14 protein-coding genes, 2 tRNA genes and 3 rRNA genes are annotated in these 21,412 nt (G+C 41.5%); 11 read left to right on the forward strand and 8 right to left on the reverse strand.

All coding sequences use genetic code 11. From position 1 onward, the window contains the following. The first annotated feature begins 73 nt into the window (after positions 1 to 73). Positions 74 to 1,561, forward strand: coding sequence for a type II secretion system ATPase GspE (gspE, locus tag G8E00_RS03385; protein ID WP_166221968.1), 1,488 nt, complete (start codon positions 74 to 76; stop codon positions 1,559 to 1,561). Positions 1,562 to 1,629: 68 nt separating this feature from the next. On the opposite strand, the gene G8E00_RS03390 is transcribed toward gspE, so the two are convergent. The 7 genes from G8E00_RS03390 to G8E00_RS03415 form a co-directional block, all read right to left on the reverse strand. After that, positions 1,630 to 3,021 carry an AIPR family protein gene (locus tag G8E00_RS03390; RefSeq protein ID WP_196781999.1) on the reverse strand — a complete coding sequence of 464 codons (1,392 nt, stop codon included), beginning with the start codon at positions 3,019 to 3,021 and terminating at the stop codon, positions 1,630 to 1,632. 50 nt (positions 3,022 to 3,071) lie between these two features. Next, complete coding sequence (locus G8E00_RS16330) at positions 3,072 to 3,338, reverse strand: hypothetical protein (protein ID WP_196782000.1); 267 nt, start codon at positions 3,336 to 3,338, stop codon at positions 3,072 to 3,074. 134 nt (positions 3,339 to 3,472) lie between these two features. Continuing rightward, positions 3,473 to 3,898 carry an organic hydroperoxide resistance protein gene (locus G8E00_RS03395; protein ID WP_166221970.1) on the reverse strand — a complete coding sequence of 142 codons (426 nt, stop codon included), beginning with the start codon at positions 3,896 to 3,898 and terminating at the stop codon, positions 3,473 to 3,475. A 144-nt stretch (positions 3,899 to 4,042) separates the two neighbouring features. Then, entirely contained in the window at positions 4,043 to 4,867 is an 825-nt protein-coding gene (locus tag G8E00_RS03400; protein ID WP_166221972.1) for a carbon-nitrogen hydrolase family protein, read from the reverse strand. A 39-nt stretch (positions 4,868 to 4,906) separates the two neighbouring features. Next, entirely contained in the window at positions 4,907 to 5,413 is a 507-nt protein-coding gene (gigB, locus tag G8E00_RS03405; RefSeq protein WP_166012927.1) for an anti-anti-sigma factor GigB, read from the reverse strand. A gap of 113 nt (positions 5,414 to 5,526) precedes the next feature. After that, positions 5,527 to 6,495 carry an RsbU family protein phosphatase GigA gene (gene gigA, locus G8E00_RS03410; protein WP_166012926.1) on the reverse strand — a complete coding sequence of 323 codons (969 nt, stop codon included), beginning with the start codon at positions 6,493 to 6,495 and terminating at the stop codon, positions 5,527 to 5,529. Positions 6,496 to 6,630: 135 nt separating this feature from the next. Further along, entirely contained in the window at positions 6,631 to 7,581 is a 951-nt protein-coding gene (locus G8E00_RS03415) for an MlaA family lipoprotein (protein ID WP_166221974.1), read from the reverse strand. 574 nt (positions 7,582 to 8,155) lie between these two features. On the opposite strand from G8E00_RS03415, the gene G8E00_RS03420 reads away from it, so the two are divergent. The 7 genes from G8E00_RS03420 (at position 8,156) to G8E00_RS03450 (ending at position 16,085) form a co-directional block, all read left to right on the forward strand. Then, positions 8,156 to 9,693 (forward strand): 16S ribosomal RNA (locus G8E00_RS03420). Between the two features lie 61 nt (positions 9,694 to 9,754). Continuing rightward, positions 9,755 to 9,831, forward strand: a tRNA-Ile gene (locus G8E00_RS03425). Positions 9,832 to 9,905: 74 nt separating this feature from the next. Continuing rightward, positions 9,906 to 9,981: transfer RNA gene (locus G8E00_RS03430), tRNA-Ala, on the forward strand. A gap of 472 nt (positions 9,982 to 10,453) precedes the next feature. Further along, positions 10,454 to 13,345, forward strand: a 23S ribosomal RNA gene (locus G8E00_RS03435). Between the two features lie 198 nt (positions 13,346 to 13,543). Further along, positions 13,544 to 13,658, forward strand: a 5S ribosomal RNA gene (gene rrf, locus G8E00_RS03440). The 16S, 23S and 5S rRNA genes sit together here with 2 tRNA genes alongside, the layout of an rRNA operon. Before the next feature lie 188 nt (positions 13,659 to 13,846). After that, complete coding sequence (locus G8E00_RS03445) at positions 13,847 to 14,749, forward strand: acyl-CoA desaturase (RefSeq protein ID WP_166221976.1); 903 nt, start codon at positions 13,847 to 13,849, stop codon at positions 14,747 to 14,749. 172 nt (positions 14,750 to 14,921) lie between these two features. Next, entirely contained in the window at positions 14,922 to 16,085 is a 1,164-nt protein-coding gene (locus tag G8E00_RS03450; RefSeq protein WP_166012682.1) for an acyl-CoA dehydrogenase family protein, read from the forward strand. A gap of 49 nt (positions 16,086 to 16,134) precedes the next feature. Here the strand turns inward: G8E00_RS03450 and G8E00_RS03455 are convergent, their stop codons facing one another. Beyond that, the gene (locus G8E00_RS03455; RefSeq protein WP_166221978.1) at positions 16,135 to 16,743 is read right to left on the reverse strand and encodes a TetR/AcrR family transcriptional regulator; all 609 of its coding nucleotides are present in this window, start codon (positions 16,741 to 16,743) and stop codon (positions 16,135 to 16,137) included. A 161-nt stretch (positions 16,744 to 16,904) separates the two neighbouring features. Between G8E00_RS03455 and G8E00_RS03460 the strand changes: the two genes are divergently transcribed. The 3 genes from G8E00_RS03460 to G8E00_RS03470 all read left to right on the forward strand — a co-directional run bounded on the left by G8E00_RS03460 (position 16,905) and on the right by G8E00_RS03470 (position 21,294). Beyond that, positions 16,905 to 18,707 carry an acyclic terpene utilization AtuA family protein gene (locus G8E00_RS03460; protein WP_166221980.1) on the forward strand — a complete coding sequence of 601 codons (1,803 nt, stop codon included), beginning with the start codon at positions 16,905 to 16,907 and terminating at the stop codon, positions 18,705 to 18,707. An 80-nt stretch (positions 18,708 to 18,787) separates the two neighbouring features. Next, positions 18,788 to 19,669 carry an SDR family oxidoreductase gene (locus tag G8E00_RS03465; protein WP_166221982.1) on the forward strand — a complete coding sequence of 294 codons (882 nt, stop codon included), beginning with the start codon at positions 18,788 to 18,790 and terminating at the stop codon, positions 19,667 to 19,669. 11 nt (positions 19,670 to 19,680) lie between these two features. Further along, positions 19,681 to 21,294: an acyl-CoA carboxylase subunit beta gene (locus tag G8E00_RS03470; RefSeq protein WP_166012678.1), complete on the forward strand. Its 1,614-nt coding sequence runs from the start codon at positions 19,681 to 19,683 to the stop codon at positions 21,292 to 21,294. Positions 21,295 to 21,412: the final 118 nt, after the last annotated feature.

Genomic DNA, 21,412 nt, shown 5'->3' on the forward strand with positions numbered 1-21,412 from the left:
TAAAAACAGACTTCACGCTGTCTTAAGCTTAGAGTACACTCAAATGAATTCTAATCAATTATTATAAGTCCGAATGCAAGTACTCAAACAACTACAAATACCGTATAGTTTTGCAAAAAAGCATGGCGTCTTACTACGTTATGAAGGCGATCAAGTTTTTATCGTACGTCGACAGGATACCTCAGCCATTGCTATTCAGGAAGCCCGTCGTTTTTTAGGACGTCAAGCGCAACATCAACTCAGTTCTGAACAAGATTTTAATCAGATGCTCAGCGCCAGTTATGCAGGTGAAACAGGGGAGTCTCAACAAGTTGCCGCAGGTTTGGAAGATCATCCGGACTTACTCAGTTTAGCCGATCAAGTGCCTGAAACAGAAGACCTAATGGATCAGGAAGATGATGCACCGATCGTCCGACTCATTAATGCCTTATTGTCCGAAGCGATTCGAGTGGGTGCATCCGATATTCATATTGAAGCATTTGAGAAAAAATTATCGGTTCGTTTACGGGTCGATGGTCAACTGCGTGAAATTGTGCAGCCACGCCGTGAACTGGCACCGCTGTTGGTGTCACGTATTAAAGTCATGGCGAAACTGGATATTGCGGAAAAACGTGTTCCGCAAGATGGTCGTATCTCGTTAAGACTTGCAGGTCGTGAAGTGGATGTGCGTGTATCCACGCTTCCATCATCACATGGTGAACGAGTGGTAATGCGTTTGCTTGATAAGCAAGCAGGTCGCTTAAATATGACGCACTTGGGTCTCATGAAAGATGATTATGAGCGTTTGACCCAGTTGGTACATCGTCCACATGGCATTATTTTGGTGACTGGTCCAACAGGTTCGGGGAAGACCACCACGCTTTATGCGGCACTATCTGACTTAAATGATGGTTCGAAAAATATTTTAACCGCTGAAGATCCGATCGAATATCAACTTGAAGGTATTGGGCAGACTCAGGTCAATACCAAAGTGGATATGACCTTTGCTCGTGCTTTAAAAGCGATGCTTCGTCAAGATCCAGATGTGGTGATGGTGGGTGAGATTCGTGATTTAGAAACCGCTGAAATTGCAGTTCAAGCCTCACTGACAGGTCACTTGGTGCTGTCAACTTTACATACCAATACTGCCATTGGTGCGGTGACCCGTTTAAAAGATATGGGCATTGAACCATTTTTATTGTCCAGTTCTTTGATTGGCGTAATTGCGCAGCGTTTGGTTCGTACACTTTGTTCGCATTGCCATACGACTAAACCTGCCGATGATTTTGAACGTGGTTTATTCGCCAATTTGAATTTGCAAGGTGAGCTTCAATTGCCGCAACCGAAAGGCTGTGATCATTGTTCGCATACGGGATTTATGGGACGAACTGCGATTTATGAAATTGTGCCTGTGGATGAGCAAATGCGTCGGCTGATTCATGGCAATGCAGCGGAATATGAGCTTGAGGATTATGCACGTAAACAATCGGGTTCAATTCGGGATGATGGTTTGCGTAAAGTTTTGGAAGGGAAGACCACACTTGAAGAAGTGTTAAGAGTGACCAATGAAGCGGCGGAGTGAAAGGTACACTAAATCATTTTGTAAATTCATTACCACTTAATTAAAATAATTAAGTGGTAACTTAAAAGTTATAAATTCTTTATATAGTCTGTTAGAAGCCTTGTTTTACTTGCTAATTTAACATCTTGTTTATCTGCTTTGTTGAATCCAGATTTATCTATAATTTCTAAACATCTATTAAAAGACCTTAAAGCTTTACCTTCATTGTTTAATATCGTTAAAAGCTTTTCACAGTATTTGTCCATCTTCTTACTATTAAATGGAGGTAATTGCTCATCGTTATTTAAAAGTCTAAAGAGCATTAATATATGAAATCTAACTTTTTTATAGCTTGAGTCTATACTGCCCTTACGAAAGAAAGTTTCTAATTTATAATAGGCAAATGCACTTGTGTAATAAGGAGAATAGGTATGATCACTATTAAAAATTTGTGCCTTTTCTTCATTGAGTTTTTTTACTATAGTACCAAAAAAGCTGGTTACGTTATGAGGTTCATCTAGAAACATAGCTGCAAAAGATTTAATTTGATAAGGAACTGTAATGATTTTTGATTTAAGGACTGAGTTATCACCATTGTATTGTTTAGATCGTCTTTCATAATAAATCTTACTTTCACCTGTATAGGAGTTATAATATTGCTCTAAGCTTCTTTGGAACTGTGTTAAAGATGCAAGTTGCTCTTTTTTTATCGGAGTTTGGTTGTTAGTTGCTAATGTAATTCTAGTTTTAACTTCTTCATCATTTGTTGCGATTAGTTTAACAGGTATGGAAATATTCAATATATTATTATTTTTACGATTATTATAAAGAACATTACTTGTTTGACAACCATTTACAATTTGATAATCCGTGATTGTAAATTGGTCTCCTGTTGGAGAAATAGTACTAGCAACAATAGTTATACCATTATTAAGCACACTAAATATTTCTGATCCTTCATTAATAACTGTGGATGCTATTCCTCCGTTTACATCAGTATTATCACCTTGGAAGTCGCGTACGTTATCCTCGAATACATTTAATAAATTATCGTCTTCATCAGATACAATTTTAATGAATTCATTATAAGGTAATAGTCCAATGTATGCTTGGGATACACCATTTATTTTAGGAATTGTAATTCTATTATTAAAATTAAAAGTGGTTGATGTGGATTCTTTAGTCTTTCTATAAGCATTTGAAATTTCTCTTGCTCCATATAGTGTAAAAGTTACTTTTTCAAATAAATTTGTTCCTTCTAGAGTGTCTATACTACTTTCTTTAATACCTAATAAATTTGTATCATTAGTCCATTTTCCTGTTGTTACATAATATAATTTTAGAGTAGGATTTTCTCTAAAACTTGCAGCATTTTCAAATAAATGGTTAGATATTTCAGCGAAATTTTCAATATCTTTGTTTCTTACTAATTTTGGTTGAGTACTAAAAAAATCTTTTACACCGAATACAAAATTATTCATTTCGGAACCATCGAAATTTGAAGAGGTTTTAGATTGAATAAAAATATACTCTACTTCAAGAAAATTATTTTTTTTAATAAATCATTAATTTCTTCTATATTTTCAATATGTTGACCATTAACTATAATCGCAATTCCATCTATTCCAGTATCATTTCCATCACCAACTGTAATCGAATCGATATCAAATGTTTTATTATAATCATTTGAAACGATTGTATAATTTACCAATTTTTCAAAATCTTTTGATACACCTTCTGACTTTATTTCGAGATTTTTTAGCAGTTCTGTAATCAAGCTTTCAGTAATTCTATCCATAAAAGGTCTATCCAATTCAAGTTTAGTTACATTCGGTTGTGATAGATATTAATTGAATTTTATAGAAAAATAAAAATAACTTTAAAAAAATAGAGTATTAGATAGCCTGAAAATAAATTTCAGGCTTCATTAGATCAAACAATCACATTCAAAGTCACATCAATATTGCCACGTGTCGCATTCGAATATGGACACACAATATGCGCAGCATCTACAAGCTTTTGCGCCTCGTTTTGCTCTAAACCTTCCAAATGAATATTCAAAGTCGCTGCAATCCCAAAACCTGTAGGAATTGGACCAATACTCACTTCACCTTCAATATAAGCATCAGGTGTAATTTTGAGTTTGTCACGGTTTGCCACAAACTTCATCGCCCCTAAGAAACACGCCGAATAACCTGCTGCAAAAAGCTGTTCTGGATTCGTTCCGCCCCCTGGACCACCCATTTCTTTTGGCACAGCCAGTTTGACATCTAAAATACCGTCCGATGATGTTGCATGACCATCACGACCACCTGTTGCTTTGGCATGTGCTGTATAAGCAATTTTTTCTAAAGACATGATCAAATCCTATGACTAAATGTATAGATGAACTTTGATCGTGACTGATTTTATTCAAGAAAGAAGCAGGGGAATTGTAATTTTTTGGATATAAATATTTCAAAGAATGGTTTTAGAGGGGGTGGGTGAAGAGCGTGTAAAAAATCAGAGCTGAAGCAGTCTACGATGTTGCATCAAAGGCATCGACTCACGAACTTTAGCTTGTTCTTCCAAATCAAAAGGCACGGTAATCAATTGAGCACCTTCATCAGTCACAATGTCGAGCAGTTGTCCACGACTATTCGCCGCAGCACTGTGCCCCCAAGTTTGACGTTTTTCACCATGCCAACCTTGTTGAGCAGCACCTAAAACCTGACATTGACTGTCCATAGCACGGGCTTGAATTAACATTTGCCAGTGCATTTGACCCGTGGTGTAGGTAAATGCAGAAGGAGCAGTCAAGATATTTGCACCTTTGCTCCGCAAACTTAAAGCCAGTTCAGGAAAGCGCAAGTCATAACACACCATCAAACCGATATTACCAAAAGGTGTTTTGGCAACGATCACATCATCACCAGGTTCAAAAAACGTAGATTCCTGATACCCACCCACAGCATCACCCACTTGTACATCAAACAAGTGAATTTTGTCGTAACGAGCTTCAGTACGTTCAGGACTAATGCACAAACTTGTTGTGCGGACACGACCATCGGGCACGACTGTGCCATCTGGGCGGTAAGGGCAAGGCAATGTACCTGCCACAATCCAGATTTGATATTGATGGGCGAGCGTCTCTAAACGTTGTTGAATTTCTTCAAAACGTTCAGCGGTTTCTCGTTGTTTACCCGCAGCAAAACAGGCAAAGTTCTCAGGAAACACAATCAAGGATGCACCTTGAACTTTACTTTTTTGAATTAATGATTCAATCACACTGAAGTTTTCTTCAATGCTATTTTGCGAATTCATTTGAGCAATAGAAAGTAAAGTCATGACGCCATCCTGATGTGAATGAACTTTTTATTTTAGAAACTAGATACTATGATCGATGGTATCTTGCTGCTTTTCGAGTTGTTTGACTAAAGGTTCAAACATGTTTTGATTGCTTTCATTCAATTTCATCAATGTTCTATGTGCATCAAGAACAGTCGATAACATTGTGTTATGTGAAATGTGTTCATCGAGTAATTCACGCGTACAAACATTCGGATCACCACAATAATTGAGGATCACGAAAACCTGCCCTAAGCCCATGCTATTGGCAAGCGTTGTAATATCTGGATTGGTCGATAACATTACAGCTTGAATTTGATGTATCTGTTTAAGCTTTAAACCGAGCTTGGCTAAAATACCTAAAACAGTACTATCTATAAATGTGGTTTGGGTTAAATCAACAATAGCGCCTACGACGTTCTCTTGTTGTTCAATCCGAGACAAAAGTTTGTCTAGACTAATGCAAGATTGGGCTCGCACTTCACCAATAAGTTTGAAGATATGCGTTCCGTTCAAGCTTGCATATTCAACATGACCTGTTGACATATAAATGCCATTTGCAGAGAAGGATATTAAAATTATCACATAGCGCAACCCTATACTCAAGTGGTCTTCTATCGGATTAAACGCTGTTCTTATCTATCTTATTGATTATATAGTTAATTGATTCTTCTGATACTTAAGATGGCAATATCATCTGCAACATGCTCAGGGGCTTGGAATGATTGATTTTGCAAGTGATAGACCAATTGTGAAAATTGTTCGTTCAATCCACCTTCAAAAGGCTCTAAAGCACCATCTGAACAAATAATAAACCGAGCATGACGATTTAAGGTTGTCACATGTTCTTCAATCTCAAGTTCTTCAGTCAGACCAAGTGGGAAACTACTGGTGTTTAAAACACGTGGTGGTTGATTGGGTTCAAAAATAATTGCAGGGGGGTAATGACCCGCACTTGACCATTTCAACTCATGGGTTTCCAAATTTAAAATACCTGCAAGCATAGTGATATGCTTTTCGATATTTTCTTGTACTAACATACCATTGAGCTTCTTTAATAACTCACGTGGGGTTTTTGAGCGACCATGAAACGCAGCCATCCAAGAGGTGAGTAAAGAGCTGGTTACACCATGTCCTGAAACATCAGCAAGATAAAAAATAATTTCTTTATCGCTTATTTTCCAGTAATCGTACCAATCTCCAGACAAATACGCTGACGGTTTAAACAGGGTTTCGACTTTATAGTTTTGTAGCTCTATAGGATTGGGAAGAAGTTTCTTTTGCAGTTCGGCAGCTGAAGGCAGATCACGACTATCTTGGTTACGCTTATACTGCGCATCAATTTTAAGAAGTGAATGTTCAGGATTTGCAGGCAGTCGTGTCCAAATCCAACCCGCCAACGCACCCATTTCCCATGCTTGAGAAAGTTCAGTACCTTCATTTTCACGACCGATCACAATCGTAGGCAATGACCATTGATAGTGAAGAAAGTCATTTACGTCGGCAATGGCGATGATGGTTGAATCATATAACTCAATGTCTTCAATACGAATCATCTGCAAACTTGGAAGTGTATTAAGCACTTCATCTAAATTCGGGATAGTTCGTGTAGGTTGAATGAAATACATATGGTTGAGTATAGATCCTAAAAGAGCTTGAAGAACTCTATGTTAGTCTAAGTATTTGACTTATCCAAGTATTGTGACTAACTCAATTGAAATTAGCCACAGTGCTTATCATAAAAAGCGATTTAAAAACAATGCTTACTGCGGATCAGCAGTTGCTGTTTCATCAAGATCATCATTAATAAATAAGTCTGAATCTTGTTGTACACCTTTTTTCTCAGCAATTTCGAACGCTTTACGTTGTAAATAGATATCACGTAATGCTGCGTATTTATCACCCTGTAACACATCTTCTACATCTAATAATTGTGCACGAGAGTCAATACCACCTGCGAGGTAGTCTCCATAATAAACACGATCTTTTTGGAACACATATTTTTGTAGACGACCTTGGCTATCGACAATACGACCAAAACCATCTCGGAAAGTACTTGGACCAAGTACAGGCAACATAAGATATGGACCAGAAGGGACACCATAATAGCCCAGTGTAGTGCCCAAACTTTCTTCTTCAGTTTCTAAACCTAAACGTGAAGCGGGATCGGCCAACCCTAAAGTGGTGACTGTATTTAGCGTAAAACGTCCCAAGGATTTTACGGCACGAACAAATCGACCTTGCGCAGCTTGGTTAATCGCATTCCAAGGTTCTCCCATATTTTTACGGAAGCCACGATATGAGCCACGAACATCTGAAGGCACTTTTGCCTTATATTGAAGAGCAACAGGGCGGGCAAATTTTTGGTCAATATAATCGTTTAAGTCATAAATTTGTCGGTTTAAAGGTTGTAGTGGATCTTTAACATGATCTTCTTGAGCCGCAGTAGCATTAACCTTTAAGTCATCAATCTTAATCCCTTTAAGCTCTTTCAATGCTTCCAGACGAGGATGTCTAACAGATTTATCATCATCTATGGTGAGTGCCTCAGATGAAGTCGCATTCTGTTCCGTCTTTGTACCGAGATTATTACTAGGCGAATTATTTTCTATAGAACTATTCTCTATATATGCTTTATCACTTGTTTGGGCACTGACGTGAGCGCTTAAACCTGCGATGAACATACTCGCCCATAATAAATTTATACGACGCATTATATTTTCCTAATTAAAATATTCGAATAAATGACACATTGATTTGAAGATGTGTTTGTTTTTTATTCTTTAAAAAGATTGCCTACCCCAATATTAAAGCAAAATTGAACAAAAAGTAGAACTTTAAGATGAAAGAGCTCGAAAAACATACATATGTTCACATTTATATTAAAAAAGGGGTTGCAACGGTACTAAAATGCTGTAGAATGCACATCCATCGGCGGTGATGTTAAATAAAACTTCTGATAAATCAATAACTTGATTGAATGATTTAAGATTTCTGCGAGAGATTTTAAAGATTTAAAAAAGATGATTTGTTAAGGAAAATATTTAGTTGAACTGGTTGACTTTCTAGAGATAGAGAGTAATATAGCCGACCTAGCTTGCTACTGACGAAGTAACAAGAAGATCATTAAGAGATTATGAAGAACAACTTGTGTGGATTTTTACTGGTTGATTGATCGAAATTATTTTCATTGATTGATGGTAGAAATTACTCGAAGTTTATTTGAGAAATTAATGTCAGAAAATTGATGAGCCAAGATTGGCGCCCTTTAAGGCGCTACGAAGTATTAAACTGAAGAGTTTGATCATGGCTCAGATTGAACGCTGGCGGCAGGCTTAACACATGCAAGTCGAGCGGGGGAAGGTAGCTTGCTACCTAACCTAGCGGCGGACGGGTGAGTAATACTTAGGAATCTGCCTATTAGTGGGGGACAACATCTCGAAAGGGATGCTAATACCGCATACGCCCTACGGGGGAAAGCAGGGGATCTTCGGACCTTGCGCTAATAGATGAGCCTAAGTCGGATTAGCTAGTTGGTGGGGTAAAGGCCTACCAAGGCGACGATCTGTAGCGGGTCTGAGAGGATGATCCGCCACACTGGGACTGAGACACGGCCCAGACTCCTACGGGAGGCAGCAGTGGGGAATATTGGACAATGGGGGGAACCCTGATCCAGCCATGCCGCGTGTGTGAAGAAGGCCTTTTGGTTGTAAAGCACTTTAAGCGAGGAGGAGGCTACTTGGATTAATACTCTGAGATAGTGGACGTTACTCGCAGAATAAGCACCGGCTAACTCTGTGCCAGCAGCCGCGGTAATACAGAGGGTGCGAGCGTTAATCGGATTTACTGGGCGTAAAGCGTGCGTAGGTGGCCAATTAAGTCAAATGTGAAATCCCCGAGCTTAACTTGGGAATTGCATTCGATACTGGTTGGCTAGAGTATGGGAGAGGATGGTAGAATTCCAGGTGTAGCGGTGAAATGCGTAGAGATCTGGAGGAATACCGATGGCGAAGGCAGCCATCTGGCCTAATACTGACACTGAGGTACGAAAGCATGGGGAGCAAACAGGATTAGATACCCTGGTAGTCCATGCCGTAAACGATGTCTACTAGCCGTTGGGGCCTTTGAGGCTTTAGTGGCGCAGCTAACGCGATAAGTAGACCGCCTGGGGAGTACGGTCGCAAGACTAAAACTCAAATGAATTGACGGGGGCCCGCACAAGCGGTGGAGCATGTGGTTTAATTCGATGCAACGCGAAGAACCTTACCTGGTCTTGACATAGTAAGAACTTTCCAGAGATGGATTGGTGCCTTCGGGAGCTTACATACAGGTGCTGCATGGCTGTCGTCAGCTCGTGTCGTGAGATGTTGGGTTAAGTCCCGCAACGAGCGCAACCCTTTTCCTTATTTGCCAGCGGGTTAAGCCGGGAACTTTAAGGATACTGCCAGTGACAAACTGGAGGAAGGCGGGGACGACGTCAAGTCATCATGGCCCTTACGACCAGGGCTACACACGTGCTACAATGGTCGGTACAAAGGGTTGCTACCTAGCGATAGGATGCTAATCTCAAAAAGCCGATCGTAGTCCGGATTGGAGTCTGCAACTCGACTCCATGAAGTCGGAATCGCTAGTAATCGCGGATCAGAATGCCGCGGTGAATACGTTCCCGGGCCTTGTACACACCGCCCGTCACACCATGGGAGTTTGTTGCACCAGAAGTAGGTAGTCTAACCGTAAGGAGGACGCTTACCACGGTGTGGCCGATGACTGGGGTGAAGTCGTAACAAGGTAGCCGTAGGGGAACCTGCGGCTGGATCACCTCCTTAACGAAAGATTGACGATTGGTAAGAATCCACAACAAGTTGTTCTTCATGAAGATGTATCTGAGGGTCTGTAGCTCAGTTGGTTAGAGCACACGCTTGATAAGCGTGGGGTCACAAGTTCAAGTCTTGTCAGACCCACCATTCTGACTAACGCAGTATGAAAGTACTGAGGCGAACAGAGCGTAAAGATATATCGAATCTATAGATGATAAGCTGGGGACTTAGCTTAGTTGGTAGAGCGCCTGCTTTGCACGCAGGAGGTCAGGAGTTCGACTCTCCTAGTCTCCACCAGAGTTTCGAAATAACAAAGCAACGCTTTGTCGAAACGCAAGACAAGCAGCTACGCTGCGCGTAGTGTTTGATCATATAAGTACTGCTTTGCGCAGGCTTTAATCGAACGAAGTCGTAGATTATAGAATTTAATAAGAAGTTAGCGTAATATGCGCGTCTTGTTAACTTCTGTGATTTATCACAGTTGACCACGATCTGACGAAGACGTGGTGAATCATTAACAGAATATATTTGAGTTGAAATAATTTGTTCAAACTCATACAAAAGCGGAAACGAAGTAACGCAAGTTATGGAGTTGAAGTGATTGAATGAGAACTAGCGAAATTAACTGAATCAAGCGTTTTGTTATATGAATCTAATTGAAGCTGTATAGTGCTTAAGTGCACAGACGCCAACTGTATGATTGACTAAGAAATTGGTTGATCTGTTGCTTATCCTGCTTGTAGGGATGAACGACTGTTTGGGGTTGTATAGTCAAGTAATTAAGTGCATGTGGTGGATGCCTTGGCAGTCAGAGGCGATGAAAGACGTAATAGCCTGCGATAAGCTTCGGGGAGGCGGCAAATATCCTGTGATCCGAAGATTTCTGAATGGGGAAACCCACCGATCATAAGGTCGGTATCGTATGATGAATACATAGTCATACGAGGCGAACGAGGGGAAGTGAAACATCTCAGTACCCTTAGGAAAAGAAATCAATTGAGATTCCCTCAGTAGCGGCGAGCGAAAGGGGAAAAGCCCATTAAGTCATATCAGCTTTAGTGGAACGCTCTGGGAAGTGCGACCATAGTAGGTGATAGTCCTGTACACGAAAGGGCTGATATGATGATGTCGAGTAGGGCGAGGCACGTGAAACCTTGTCTGAATATGGGGGGACCATCCTCCAAGGCTAAATACTCCTGACTGACCGATAGTGAACCAGTACCGTGAGGGAAAGGCGAAAAGAACCCCTGTGAGGGGAGTGAAATAGATCCTGAAACCGCATGCATACAAGCAGTGGGAGCCGACTTGTTCGGTGACTGCGTACCTTTTGTATAATGGGTCAGCGACTTACATTCAGTAGCAAGGTTAACCGCATAGGGGAGCCGTAGAGAAATCGAGTCTTAATAGGGCGTTTAGTTGCTGGGTGTAGACCCGAAACCAGGCGATCTATCCATGAGCAGGTTGAAGGTTGGGTAACACTAACTGGAGGACCGAACCCACTGTCGTTGAAAAGCCAGGGGATGACTTGTGGATAGGGGTGAAAGGCTAATCAAGCCTGGTGATAGCTGGTTCTCCCCGAAAGCTATTTAGGTAGCGCCTCGGACGAATACCATTGGGGGTAGAGCACTGTTTCGGCTAGGGGGTCATCCCGACTTACCAAACCGATGCAAACTCCGAATACCAATGAGTACTATCCGGGAGACAGACTGCGGGTGCTAACGTCCGTAGTCAAGAGGAAAACAATCCAGACCGCCAGCTAAGGCCCCAAAATCATAGTTAAGTGGGAAACGATGTGGGAAGGCATAGACAGCTAGGAGGTTGGCTTAGAAGCAGCCACCCTTTAAAGAAAGCGTAATAGCTCACTAGTCGAGTCGGCCTGCGCGGAAGATGTAACGGGGCTAAAACTATGTGCCGAAGCTGCGGATTTGCAATTTATTGCAAGTGGTAGGGGAGCGTTCTGTAAGCCGATGAAGGTGGATTGAGAAGTCTGCTGGAGGTATCAGAAGTGCGAATGCTGACGTGAGTAACGACAAAACGAGTGAAAAACTCGTTCGCTGAAAGACCAAGGGTTCCAGTCCAACGTTAATCGGGGCTGGGTGAGTCGACCCCTATGGCGAGGCCGAAAGGCGTAGTCGATGGGAAATTGGTTAATATTCCAATACTTCTGTGTAATGCGATGAGAGGACGGAGAAGGTTAAGTCAGCCTGGCGATGGTTGTCCAGGTGAAAGGTTGTAGGCATGTATCTTAGGCAAATCCGGGGTACTCTATGCTGAGAACTGATAGCAAGCTAATTTATTAGCGAAGTGGCTGATACCATACTTCCAGGAAAAGTCTCTAAGCTTCAGTTACACAGGAATCGTACCCGAAACCGACACAGGTGGTCAGGTCGAGTAGACCAAAGCGCTTGAGAGAACTCTGCTGAAGGAACTAGGCAAAATGGTACCGTAACTTCGGGAGAAGGTACGCTGTCGACGGTGATTCCCCTTGCGGGATGAGCTATTGACAGCCACAGAAACCAGGCCCCTGCAACTGTTTATTAAAAACATAGCACTCTGCAAACACGAAAGTGGACGTATAGGGTGTGATGCCTGCCCGGTGCTGGAAGGTTAATTGATGGGGTTAGCGTAAGCGAAGCTCTTGATCGAAGCCCCAGTAAACGGCGGCCGTAACTATAACGGTCCTAAGGTAGCGAAATTCCTTGTCGGGTAAGTTCCGACCTGCACGAATGGCATAATGATGGGGGCGCTGTCTCCAGCAGAGACTCAGTGAAATCGAATTCGCCGTGAAGATGCGGTGTACCCGCGGCTAGACGGAAAGACCCCGTGAACCTTTACTGCAGCTTGACATTGAACTTTGATCTTACTTGTGTAGGATAGGTGGGAGGCTTTGAAGTCGCGACGCTAGTTGCGATGGAGCCAATCTTGAAATACCACCCTGGTAATATTGAGGTTCTAACTCTGCTCCATAATCTGGAGCGAGGACCATGTCTGGTGGGTAGTTTGACTGGGGCGGTCTCCTCCTAAAGAGTAACGGAGGAGTACGAAGGTGCGCTCAGCGTGGTCGGAAATCACGCGTAGAGTATAAAGGCAAAAGCGCGCTTAACTGCGAGACCCACAAGTCGAGCAGGTACGAAAGTAGGTCTTAGTGATCCGGTGGTTCTGTATGGAAGGGCCATCGCTCAACGGATAAAAGGTACTCTGGGGATAACAGGCTGATACCGCCCAAGAGTTCATATCGACGGCGGTGTTTGGCACCTCGATGTCGGCTCATCTCATCCTGGGGCTGAAGCAGGTCCCAAGGGTATGGCTGTTCGCCATTTAAAGAGGTACGCGAGCTGGGTTTAGAACGTCGTGAGACAGTTCGGTCCCTATCTACCGTGGGCGTTGGAAATTTGAGAGGATCTGCTCCTAGTACGAGAGGACCAGAGTGGACGAACCTCTGGTGTACCGGTTGTGACGCCAGTCGCATCGCCGGGTAGCTATGTTCGGAAGGGATAACCGCTGAAAGCATCTAAGCGGGAAGCCTACCTCAAGATAAGATTTCCCAAGGACTATATGTCCTCTAAAGAGCCGTTGAAGACTACAACGTTGATAGGTTGGATGTGGAAGCATAGTGATATGTGAAGCTGACCAATACTAATTACTCGTGAGGCTTGACTATACAACACCCAAACAGTTGTTGTATAAAGCGACAGTTGATTCGATATCGACTAAAACAACTTGATTTAGTGATCAAGCTGGTTAAAATGAACAAATCAAAGCACTCAAATATCTCTGTTAATCACTCATTTGACCAAAGCTAGGCATACGAAGCAAAAGCAACGTAACTAAGACCATAGCGAGTAATCATAACAGTTGTGCTGGCGACAATAGCAAGAGTGAACCACCTGATCCCTTCCCGAACTCAGAAGTGAAACCTCTTCGCGCTGATGGTAGTGTGGCGTTTGCCATGTGAGAGTAAGTCATCGCCAGCTCATTATTCGAAATCCCCCTCTACGAAAATGTAGAGGGGGATTTTTTTATGCGTGGGGTTTACACGTAAGAGTGATCGATAAAATATAAAATTGAGCTTTGAAATTGCTGTAGCTTTATCTGAAAAAGAATGTGGTGAAACCAAGAAGTTGGTATATTGCGCTCAATCATAATGATAAATATAAAAACAATGTATATAAAAACAGAAGTTCCAACAATTTATGTCAATAAATTAACCAATGCAGTTTCAGGCCGTGTCGTTTGGTCACCATTAAAGTCAATCTGGGTGACAACTATGTATTTGCTTGGTATCTATGCAATTTTTTATACGTTTTCATTTCAGAATTTATTAGTCTTTTTAGTTACTTCAGCAATAACTTTATGTTTAGGTCATTCGCTTGGTATGCACAGAAGGTTAATTCATCAAAGTTATACATGTCCAAAATGGTTAGAATATTTATTTGTGCATTTGGGTGTCATTGTTGGATTAGCGGGACCATTTGGAATGGTACGCACACACGATACTCGGGATTGGGCGCAACGACAGGGTAAATGTCACACTTATTTTTCTCATGGAAGCTCATTTATAAAAGATGGATTTTGGCAATTGCATTGTGATTTGATCCTAGACCATCCTCCTCAATTCAAAGCGGAACCTATATTAGATACACCTTTTTACCAATTTATGGAAAAGACTTGGATAGTTCAACAATTGCGTTTAATGTGCATTTTATGGCTCATTGGTGGATGGCAATGGGTGTTATGGGGAACTTGTTTACGTGTAGCTGTTTCTGTTACAGGTCATTGGTTAATCGGCTATTTTGCTCATAACGTTGGACATCGATCCTGGCATGTCGATGGTGCAGGTGTACAAGGCTATAATATTAAATTTTGTGGCTTAATCACTATGGGGGAATGTTGGCACAATAACCATCATGCATTTCCAGGATCAGCAAAACTGGGCTTAGAAAAAGGGCAAACGGATCCGGGGTGGTGGGTATTACTTGTATTAAAGAGAATGGGTTTAGTGAATCATTTGGTTCTTGTTGAAGATCTACCGAAAAGAAATGAACTCATAAAAATTGACCAGTAAAGATTTTTAATGTCTGTATTGAAATTAAAATCAGTAGAATCAAATAATTTAAAATGGCTTTAGTTACGAGTGTTTCTTTATGCCAAGAAAATGACGATTCTTGCTATTAAAAAAATAAAAATAACTGTCAGTATAAAAAGGACGAAATATCAAAATATTAGGGAAATATTTGATGCAATACAATCCAATTTATTATAAAGATGAACACTTTGCATTTGCCGATGCTGTACGAAAATTTGTAGAAAAAGAAATTTTACCTCATGTAAATGAGTGGGATGAGGCAGAGACATTTCCACGTGAGCTTTATAAAAAAGCAGCAGAAGTTGGATTAATGGCATCAGGATTTGATGAGCGATATGGGGGTATCCCAGATACTGATGCTTTCTATACCTTATTGGGTTGTGTGGAGTTAGCAAAAGCTGCTTCAGGTGGTTTAATTGCATCTTTACTTTCACATATGATTGGTGCGCCTCCAATCAATAGTTTTGCAAGTGAAGAAGTTAAAGCAGAAGTATTGCCACAGATTCTGTCTGGAGAAAAAATTTCTGCGCTTGCGATTACTGAACCGGGTGGTGGCTCAGATGTAGCTGCATTAAAAACCAAAGCCGTTAAAGATGGCGATGATTATATTGTCACTGGTGAAAAGACTTTTATTACTTCAGGGATCCGTGCAGATTATTATACGGTTGCTGTGCGTACTGATCCTGAAGGAAAAGGTCCAAATGGAATTTCAATGCTATTGATTGATGCTCATACACCAGGTATTACCAAAACAAAACTGGATAAAATGGGTTGGTGGGCATCTGATACGGCACATCTACACTTTGACAATGTTAGAGTTCCTGCAAGAAATCTGATTGGTCCTGAAAATATGGGTTTCTTCGTGATCATGAATAACTTCAATATGGAGCGTTTCTTCCTTGCTGCAAGTAGTTATGGTTATGCAAAAGTCTGTTATGAAGAGGCATTAGATTGGGCACAACAACGTCGTACTTTTGGTAAGCGACTCGTTGATCATCAAGTGGTTCGTCATAAATTGGTAGATATGGCAACACGTCTGCAAACGACGCGGACATTGCTTGAAGATACTGCATATAAAATGGGACGACCAGAACTTCAAGGCAATGAAATGATTGCACAAATTTGTATGTTGAAAAATGTCGCAACGCAAACCATGCAGTTCTGTGCGGACGCAGCTGTTCAAACCTTGGGTGGTATGGGCTTTATGCGTGGCATGAAATCTGAACGTATCTATCGTGAAGTGAAGGTCAATATGATTGGTGGTGGTGCTGAAGAAATCATGAAAGATTTGGCAAGTCGTCAGTTAGGATTTTAATCGTATTCATTATTCATCATAAAAATAGGTGGCTTCTGAGTCACCTATTTTATTGAGCTGGATTTAATGTCATATCCCAAACGATATCGGTCAATTGATCTAAAGTCATTTTCCCTTCAGGTTTAAACCAAGTTACAGTCCATGCAATTGATCCACCAATCAGACGGCGCCAAATAAAAGGATCATGTTTAATTTTGCCTTGATGATGGAGCTTTTGAATAATATCGAGCCAAATTTGCTCGTAATCATTTCTGAGTTTTAACAGTCTTTTTTGATTTTCAGGCGAAAGCGCAAACCATTCGTAAACCAATACGGCCATGGCTGCACCTGTATCTCCAGATATGGCTTCTAATTCAGCTTTGATTAAAGCACGAAGTTGCTGTTTTGGATCATCAGAATTCGCAATTGCACTTTCTAGACAAGCATGATTGTAAATAATGGTTTGTTCCATCACATTTGCCAAAATATCATCTTTGGTTTTGAAATGATGAAATAAGCTACCCGATTGAATGCCGATAAATTGAGCGAGTTCACGAACAGTGGTTTTGGCATAACCTTGTTTATGAAATAAATAAGCAGCCCCTAACAATAAACGACCACGTGGTGTGTCATCAAAGCATGCAATCGGTTGGATTTGGTCAAGAGAAGTCGCAATCATTTAATTATTTTATCCCTTTTCATTGTTTGAAAGCCTTATATCTAGCGGTATTTAATTCAAGTTAAGCACTTTTGCAAATAATCATAACATTTTGCACTTTACAAACCAAGCGCTTGCTTGGTAAATTGAGTTTAAATTCTAAACAGAATAAAGAGAAGGTTATGACAACGATACATCAGGATGATCAAAAAATCGTAAAAATCGGCTGTGCATCAGGCTTTTGGGGCGATACAAATACGGCTGCCTTTCAATTGGTGCATATGTCTGACATCAATTATTTGGTTTTTGATTATCTTTCAGAAATTACCATGTCGATTATGGCAAAAGCCAAAATGAAAGAGCCGACACATGGTTATGCACTGGATTTTGTTAGTCGTGTGATGACCCCTTTAATCAAAAAAATTGCAGACAAAAAAATTAAAGTGGTCAGTAATGCTGGTGGTGTAAACCCATTGGCATGTCGTGATGCATTGCAACAAGTGATTCAAAATGCAGGACTCGATTTGAAAGTTGCGGTGGTCTTAGGCGATGACTTGCTTGATCAGCATGCTGAACTGCAGAAAACAGGCATTAAAGAGATGTTCAATGGGGAAGATTTACCTCCTCATGTGGCAAGTAGTAATGCCTATTTGGGTGCAGTCGCGATTCGTGATGCTTTAGATTTAGGTGCAGATATCGTGATTACTGGGCGAGTTGTGGACTCGGCTGTGGTGCTTGGTCCTTTATTACACGAATATAAATGGTCTTTAGACGACTATGACAAATTAGCTCAAGGCTCACTGGCAGGTCATGTGATTGAATGTGGCGCACAGTGTACAGGTGGTAATTTTACAGATTGGCGTTTGGTTGAAGGCTTTGACAACATGGGCTTTCCGATTGTTGAAGTCAAAGCTGATGCAACATTTGTGGTGACCAAACCTGCTGGAACGGGCGGTTTAGTCTCTGTAGGTACTGTGGCAGAACAAATTATTTATGAAATTGGACATCCGCAAGCGTATCTGTTGCCAGATGTCACAGCTGATTTTAGTCAGGTTAAACTGGAACAAGTTGGCGAGCACCGTGTATTGGTACAAGGAGCAATTGGTTCTGCACCAACATCGCAATATAAAGTGAGTACAACTTATCCAGACGGCAACCGTGTTTTGGTCAGTTTCTTACTGGCTGGACAAGATGCAGAAGAAAAAGCACTTGCTGTTTCAAATGCGATTCTGACCAAAGTCGAGCGTGTACTCGCACTACGTTCTGTACCACCGTTTTCAGAGAAATCAGTTGAAATCTTAGGTACAGAAACAACCTATGGTGCAAACCGTCGCATTCAGGGCAACCGTGAAGTTGTGGTGAAAATTGCAGTGAAACACATGTTTAAAGAAGCATGTATGTTCTTCGCATCTGAGATCGCTCAAGCATCTACAGGTATGGCACCCGCATTAACAGGTATTGTCGGTGGTCGTCCAAAACCATCGCCAGTGATTAAACTCTTCTCTTTCTTGGTGGATAAATCTTCTTTGAATATTGAAGTGGATATTGATGGCTCACGTCATGCTGTCGAAATTCCACAAGGTTCAACCTTAAATACGCAAACTTTGCCAGCAGGTGAAGTGGCTCAGTTACAAGGCGATGAAATTGAAGTGCCATTGGTTCAAGTTGCACATGCGCGAAGTGGTGATAAAGGTAATTACAGCAACATTGGTGTGATTGCGCGTCAGCCAGAATATCTGCCTTGGATTCGTGCATCACTCACTGAAGCCAATGTTGGCGAATACATGAAACATGTTTTTGATGGGGATACGCATAAAGTTGAACGCTATGAGTTGCCTGGCTTGAATGCATTGAACTTCTTATTGATGGATGCGCTTGGAGGTGGTGGTGTTGCAAGTTTGCGAATTGACCCACAAGGTAAAGCCTTTGCACAACAACTATTGGACATGCCTGTGAAAATTCCAGCCAATTTACTCCAAAAATAATTGCAACATTATCCGATATTTTAGATCAGACAAATTTAGACAAGATAAATAAGTAAGAATGAAAAAAGGAAAAGGGAACAATGGGTTATCACTCAATATTTAGACCAGATGCATTTGCTGACAAAGTCATCATTGTGACAGGTGGCGGTTCAGGCATTGGACGCTGTACAGCACATGAGCTAGCAGCCTTGGGTGCTCAAGTGGTGATTACAGGGCGCAAGGTCGAGAAACTGGAAAATGTCAGCCAAGAAATTACTGAAGATGGTGGGAAAGTTCATTACATCATCTGTGATAACCGTGAAGAACAGCAAGTGAAAGACATGATTGCTGAAGTGGTTGAGAAATTCGGCAAAATTGATGGCTTGGTGAATAATGCAGGCGGCCAATTCCCATCGACTTTGGAAAGCATTTCTGCCAATGGTTTTGATGCAGTCATTCGTAATAACTTGCATTCAACTTTCTTCTTAATGCGTGAAGCCTATAACCAGTGGATGGAAAAAAATGGCGGTAGTATCGTCAATATGACCGCTGATATGTGGGGTGGTATGCCAGGAATGGGGCATTCCGGTGCAGCACGTTCTGGTGTCGATAACCTGACCAAGACAGCTTCGGTGGAATGGGGGAAATCTGGGGTTCGCGTGAATGCGGTTGCACCAGGTTGGATTCTATCTTCAGGCATGGACACCTATTCGGGGCCTGTAGCCGAATTTATTATTCCAAATTTGTCAGGTAACGTGCCTTTACAACGTATGGGGACTGAATCCGAAGTGTCGTCAGCAATTGTTTACTTGCTTTCGGAAGCAGCTGCTTTTGTATCGGGTGTAACGCTACGTATTGATGGTGCAGCATCACTCGGGACACGTATTTTCCCACTATCAGATGCTAAGAATAGTGAATCCTTCAATGGTTTCCATCGTGCATTTATTCCAGACGTTATCAAAAAAAGAAATAATCAATCATAGGGAGCGTGATCATGACGATACTCCAATCTGAAATTACAGTCGGTAGTGAAGTTTTTGAAACCAATAAAAAAGCTTTATTGGCGCAAATTGAAGAAGTGCGAGCAGTACAACAAAAAGGGGTTGAACGTTCATACGCAGCCAAAGCCAAATTTGAAAAGCGAGGCAAAATTTTGCCTTATGAGCGAGTCCGCTTATTGCTCGATGCAGATTCTCCCTTTGTAGAGCTCTGTGGTCTTGTTGGCTATAACATGCATGATGACAAAGATGGTTCAGATGCAGGTGGTGGGATTATTTCAGGCATTGGGTTTGTCAATGGCGTACGTTGCTTAGTGACTGCAAGTAATAGTGCAATCAAAGGCGGAACCATGGCGCCAATGGGTGTGCATAAAACTTTACGCTTACAGCAAATTGCAATGAAGCAAAAATTGCCGATTGTGACTTTGGCTGAAAGTGGAGGTGCAAACCTCAACTATGCGGCGGAAGTATTTACTCATGGTGGAACAACATTTGCCAATCAGGCACGTATGTCAGCAATGGGTATTCCACAAATTTCAGTGGTACACGGTAATGCGACCGCAGGTGGTGCGTATCAACCTGGTCTTTCAGATTATGTGATTACGGTTCGTAAGCAAACTGAAATGTTACTGGCAGGACCTCCACTTCTTTTGGCTGCTACAGGTGAGGTAGCGACGGCTGAAGAATTGGGTGGTGCAGAAATGCATGCTCAAGTAGCAGGAACAGCAGAATATTTGGCTGAAAATGATGCTGATGGGATCCGTTTAGCACGTGAAATCTTTGAACATTTAAATTGGAAAGAACAAACACAATCGCTAGAAGTTGACTATAAAGAGCCACGTTATTCTGCTGAAGAGTTACTGGGCATCATTCCTTCAGATCCGAAACAGCCTTTGGACATGAAAGAAATTATTGCACGTATTGTCGATGATTCAGATTTCTTTGAATTTAAAGGCGAATATGATTCGCATACTGTTTGTGGTTGGTCAAAAATTGGGGGCTTACATATTGGAATTATTACCAATAATGGCCCAATTACGCCGCAAGGTGCAGCCAAAGCAGCGCAGTTTATTCATTTGTGTGAGCAAACACGTCGTCCACTTTTATTCTTGCATAACACCACAGGATTTATGGTTGGAACAGATGCAGAGCAGAACGGTATTATCAAACATGGTTCTAAACTGATTCAAGCTGTTGCCAATACCACCGTTCCAAAGATCTCCATTATTGCGCATGGTTCATATGGTGCAGGGAACTATGCGATGTGTGGTCGTCCACTGGGTCCAGATTTTATTTTTGCTTGGCCAAATTCGCATGTGGCAGTTATGGGCGCTGCTCAAGCAGGAAAAGTCTTGCGTATTGTGGCTGAAGGTAAGCAAAAAGCTTCAGGTATGGAGCCGAATGAGCAAATGCTTGATTTCTTAGAGCAAAGTACAGCTGCCAAACTCGAATCACAGTCAACAGCATTATTTAACACCGCGATGTTACATGATGACGGCATTATTGACCCTCGTGATACACGTAAAGTGCTGATCTTCTTATTAGAAACGATATATGAAGCAGAAAATCGTGACTTGAATCCAACTCGATTTGGTGTATCAAGATTCTAACTAATTACAACCTCTCCCTAACCCTCTCCTAAGAGGAGAGGGAAAATAGCTTACTTCATAAATAGGTAAGCTCCTCCCTTTATCAAAGGAAGGTTGGGAGGGATTAAAAATATTCAAA

This window comes from Acinetobacter shaoyimingii, from assembly GCF_011578045.1.
GTDB classification, from domain to species: domain Bacteria; phylum Pseudomonadota; class Gammaproteobacteria; order Pseudomonadales; family Moraxellaceae; genus Acinetobacter; species Acinetobacter shaoyimingii.

Coding starts and splice junctions, on each gene's coding strand:
- gspE (WP_166221968.1), top strand. CDS start 74: ATGCAAGTACTCAAACAACTACAAATACCGTATAGTTTTGCAAAAAAG.
- G8E00_RS03390 (WP_196781999.1), bottom strand. CDS start 3,021: ATGAATAATTTTGTATTCGGTGTAAAAGATTTTTTTAGTACTCAACCA.
- G8E00_RS16330 (WP_196782000.1), bottom strand. CDS start 3,338: ATGGATAGAATTACTGAAAGCTTGATTACAGAACTGCTAAAAAATCTC.
- G8E00_RS03395 (WP_166221970.1), bottom strand. CDS start 3,898: ATGTCTTTAGAAAAAATTGCTTATACAGCACATGCCAAAGCAACAGGT.
- G8E00_RS03400 (WP_166221972.1), bottom strand. CDS start 4,867: ATGACTTTACTTTCTATTGCTCAAATGAATTCGCAAAATAGCATTGAA.
- gigB (WP_166012927.1), bottom strand. CDS start 5,413: ATGTCAACAGGTCATGTTGAATATGCAAGCTTGAACGGAACGCATATC.
- gigA (WP_166012926.1), bottom strand. CDS start 6,495: ATGTATTTCATTCAACCTACACGAACTATCCCGAATTTAGATGAAGTG.
- G8E00_RS03415 (WP_166221974.1), bottom strand. CDS start 7,581: ATGCGTCGTATAAATTTATTATGGGCGAGTATGTTCATCGCAGGTTTA.
- G8E00_RS03445 (WP_166221976.1), top strand. CDS start 13,847: ATGTATATAAAAACAGAAGTTCCAACAATTTATGTCAATAAATTAACC.
- G8E00_RS03450 (WP_166012682.1), top strand. CDS start 14,922: ATGCAATACAATCCAATTTATTATAAAGATGAACACTTTGCATTTGCC.
- G8E00_RS03455 (WP_166221978.1), bottom strand. CDS start 16,743: ATGATTGCGACTTCTCTTGACCAAATCCAACCGATTGCATGCTTTGAT.
- G8E00_RS03460 (WP_166221980.1), top strand. CDS start 16,905: ATGACAACGATACATCAGGATGATCAAAAAATCGTAAAAATCGGCTGT.
- G8E00_RS03465 (WP_166221982.1), top strand. CDS start 18,788: ATGGGTTATCACTCAATATTTAGACCAGATGCATTTGCTGACAAAGTC.
- G8E00_RS03470 (WP_166012678.1), top strand. CDS start 19,681: ATGACGATACTCCAATCTGAAATTACAGTCGGTAGTGAAGTTTTTGAA.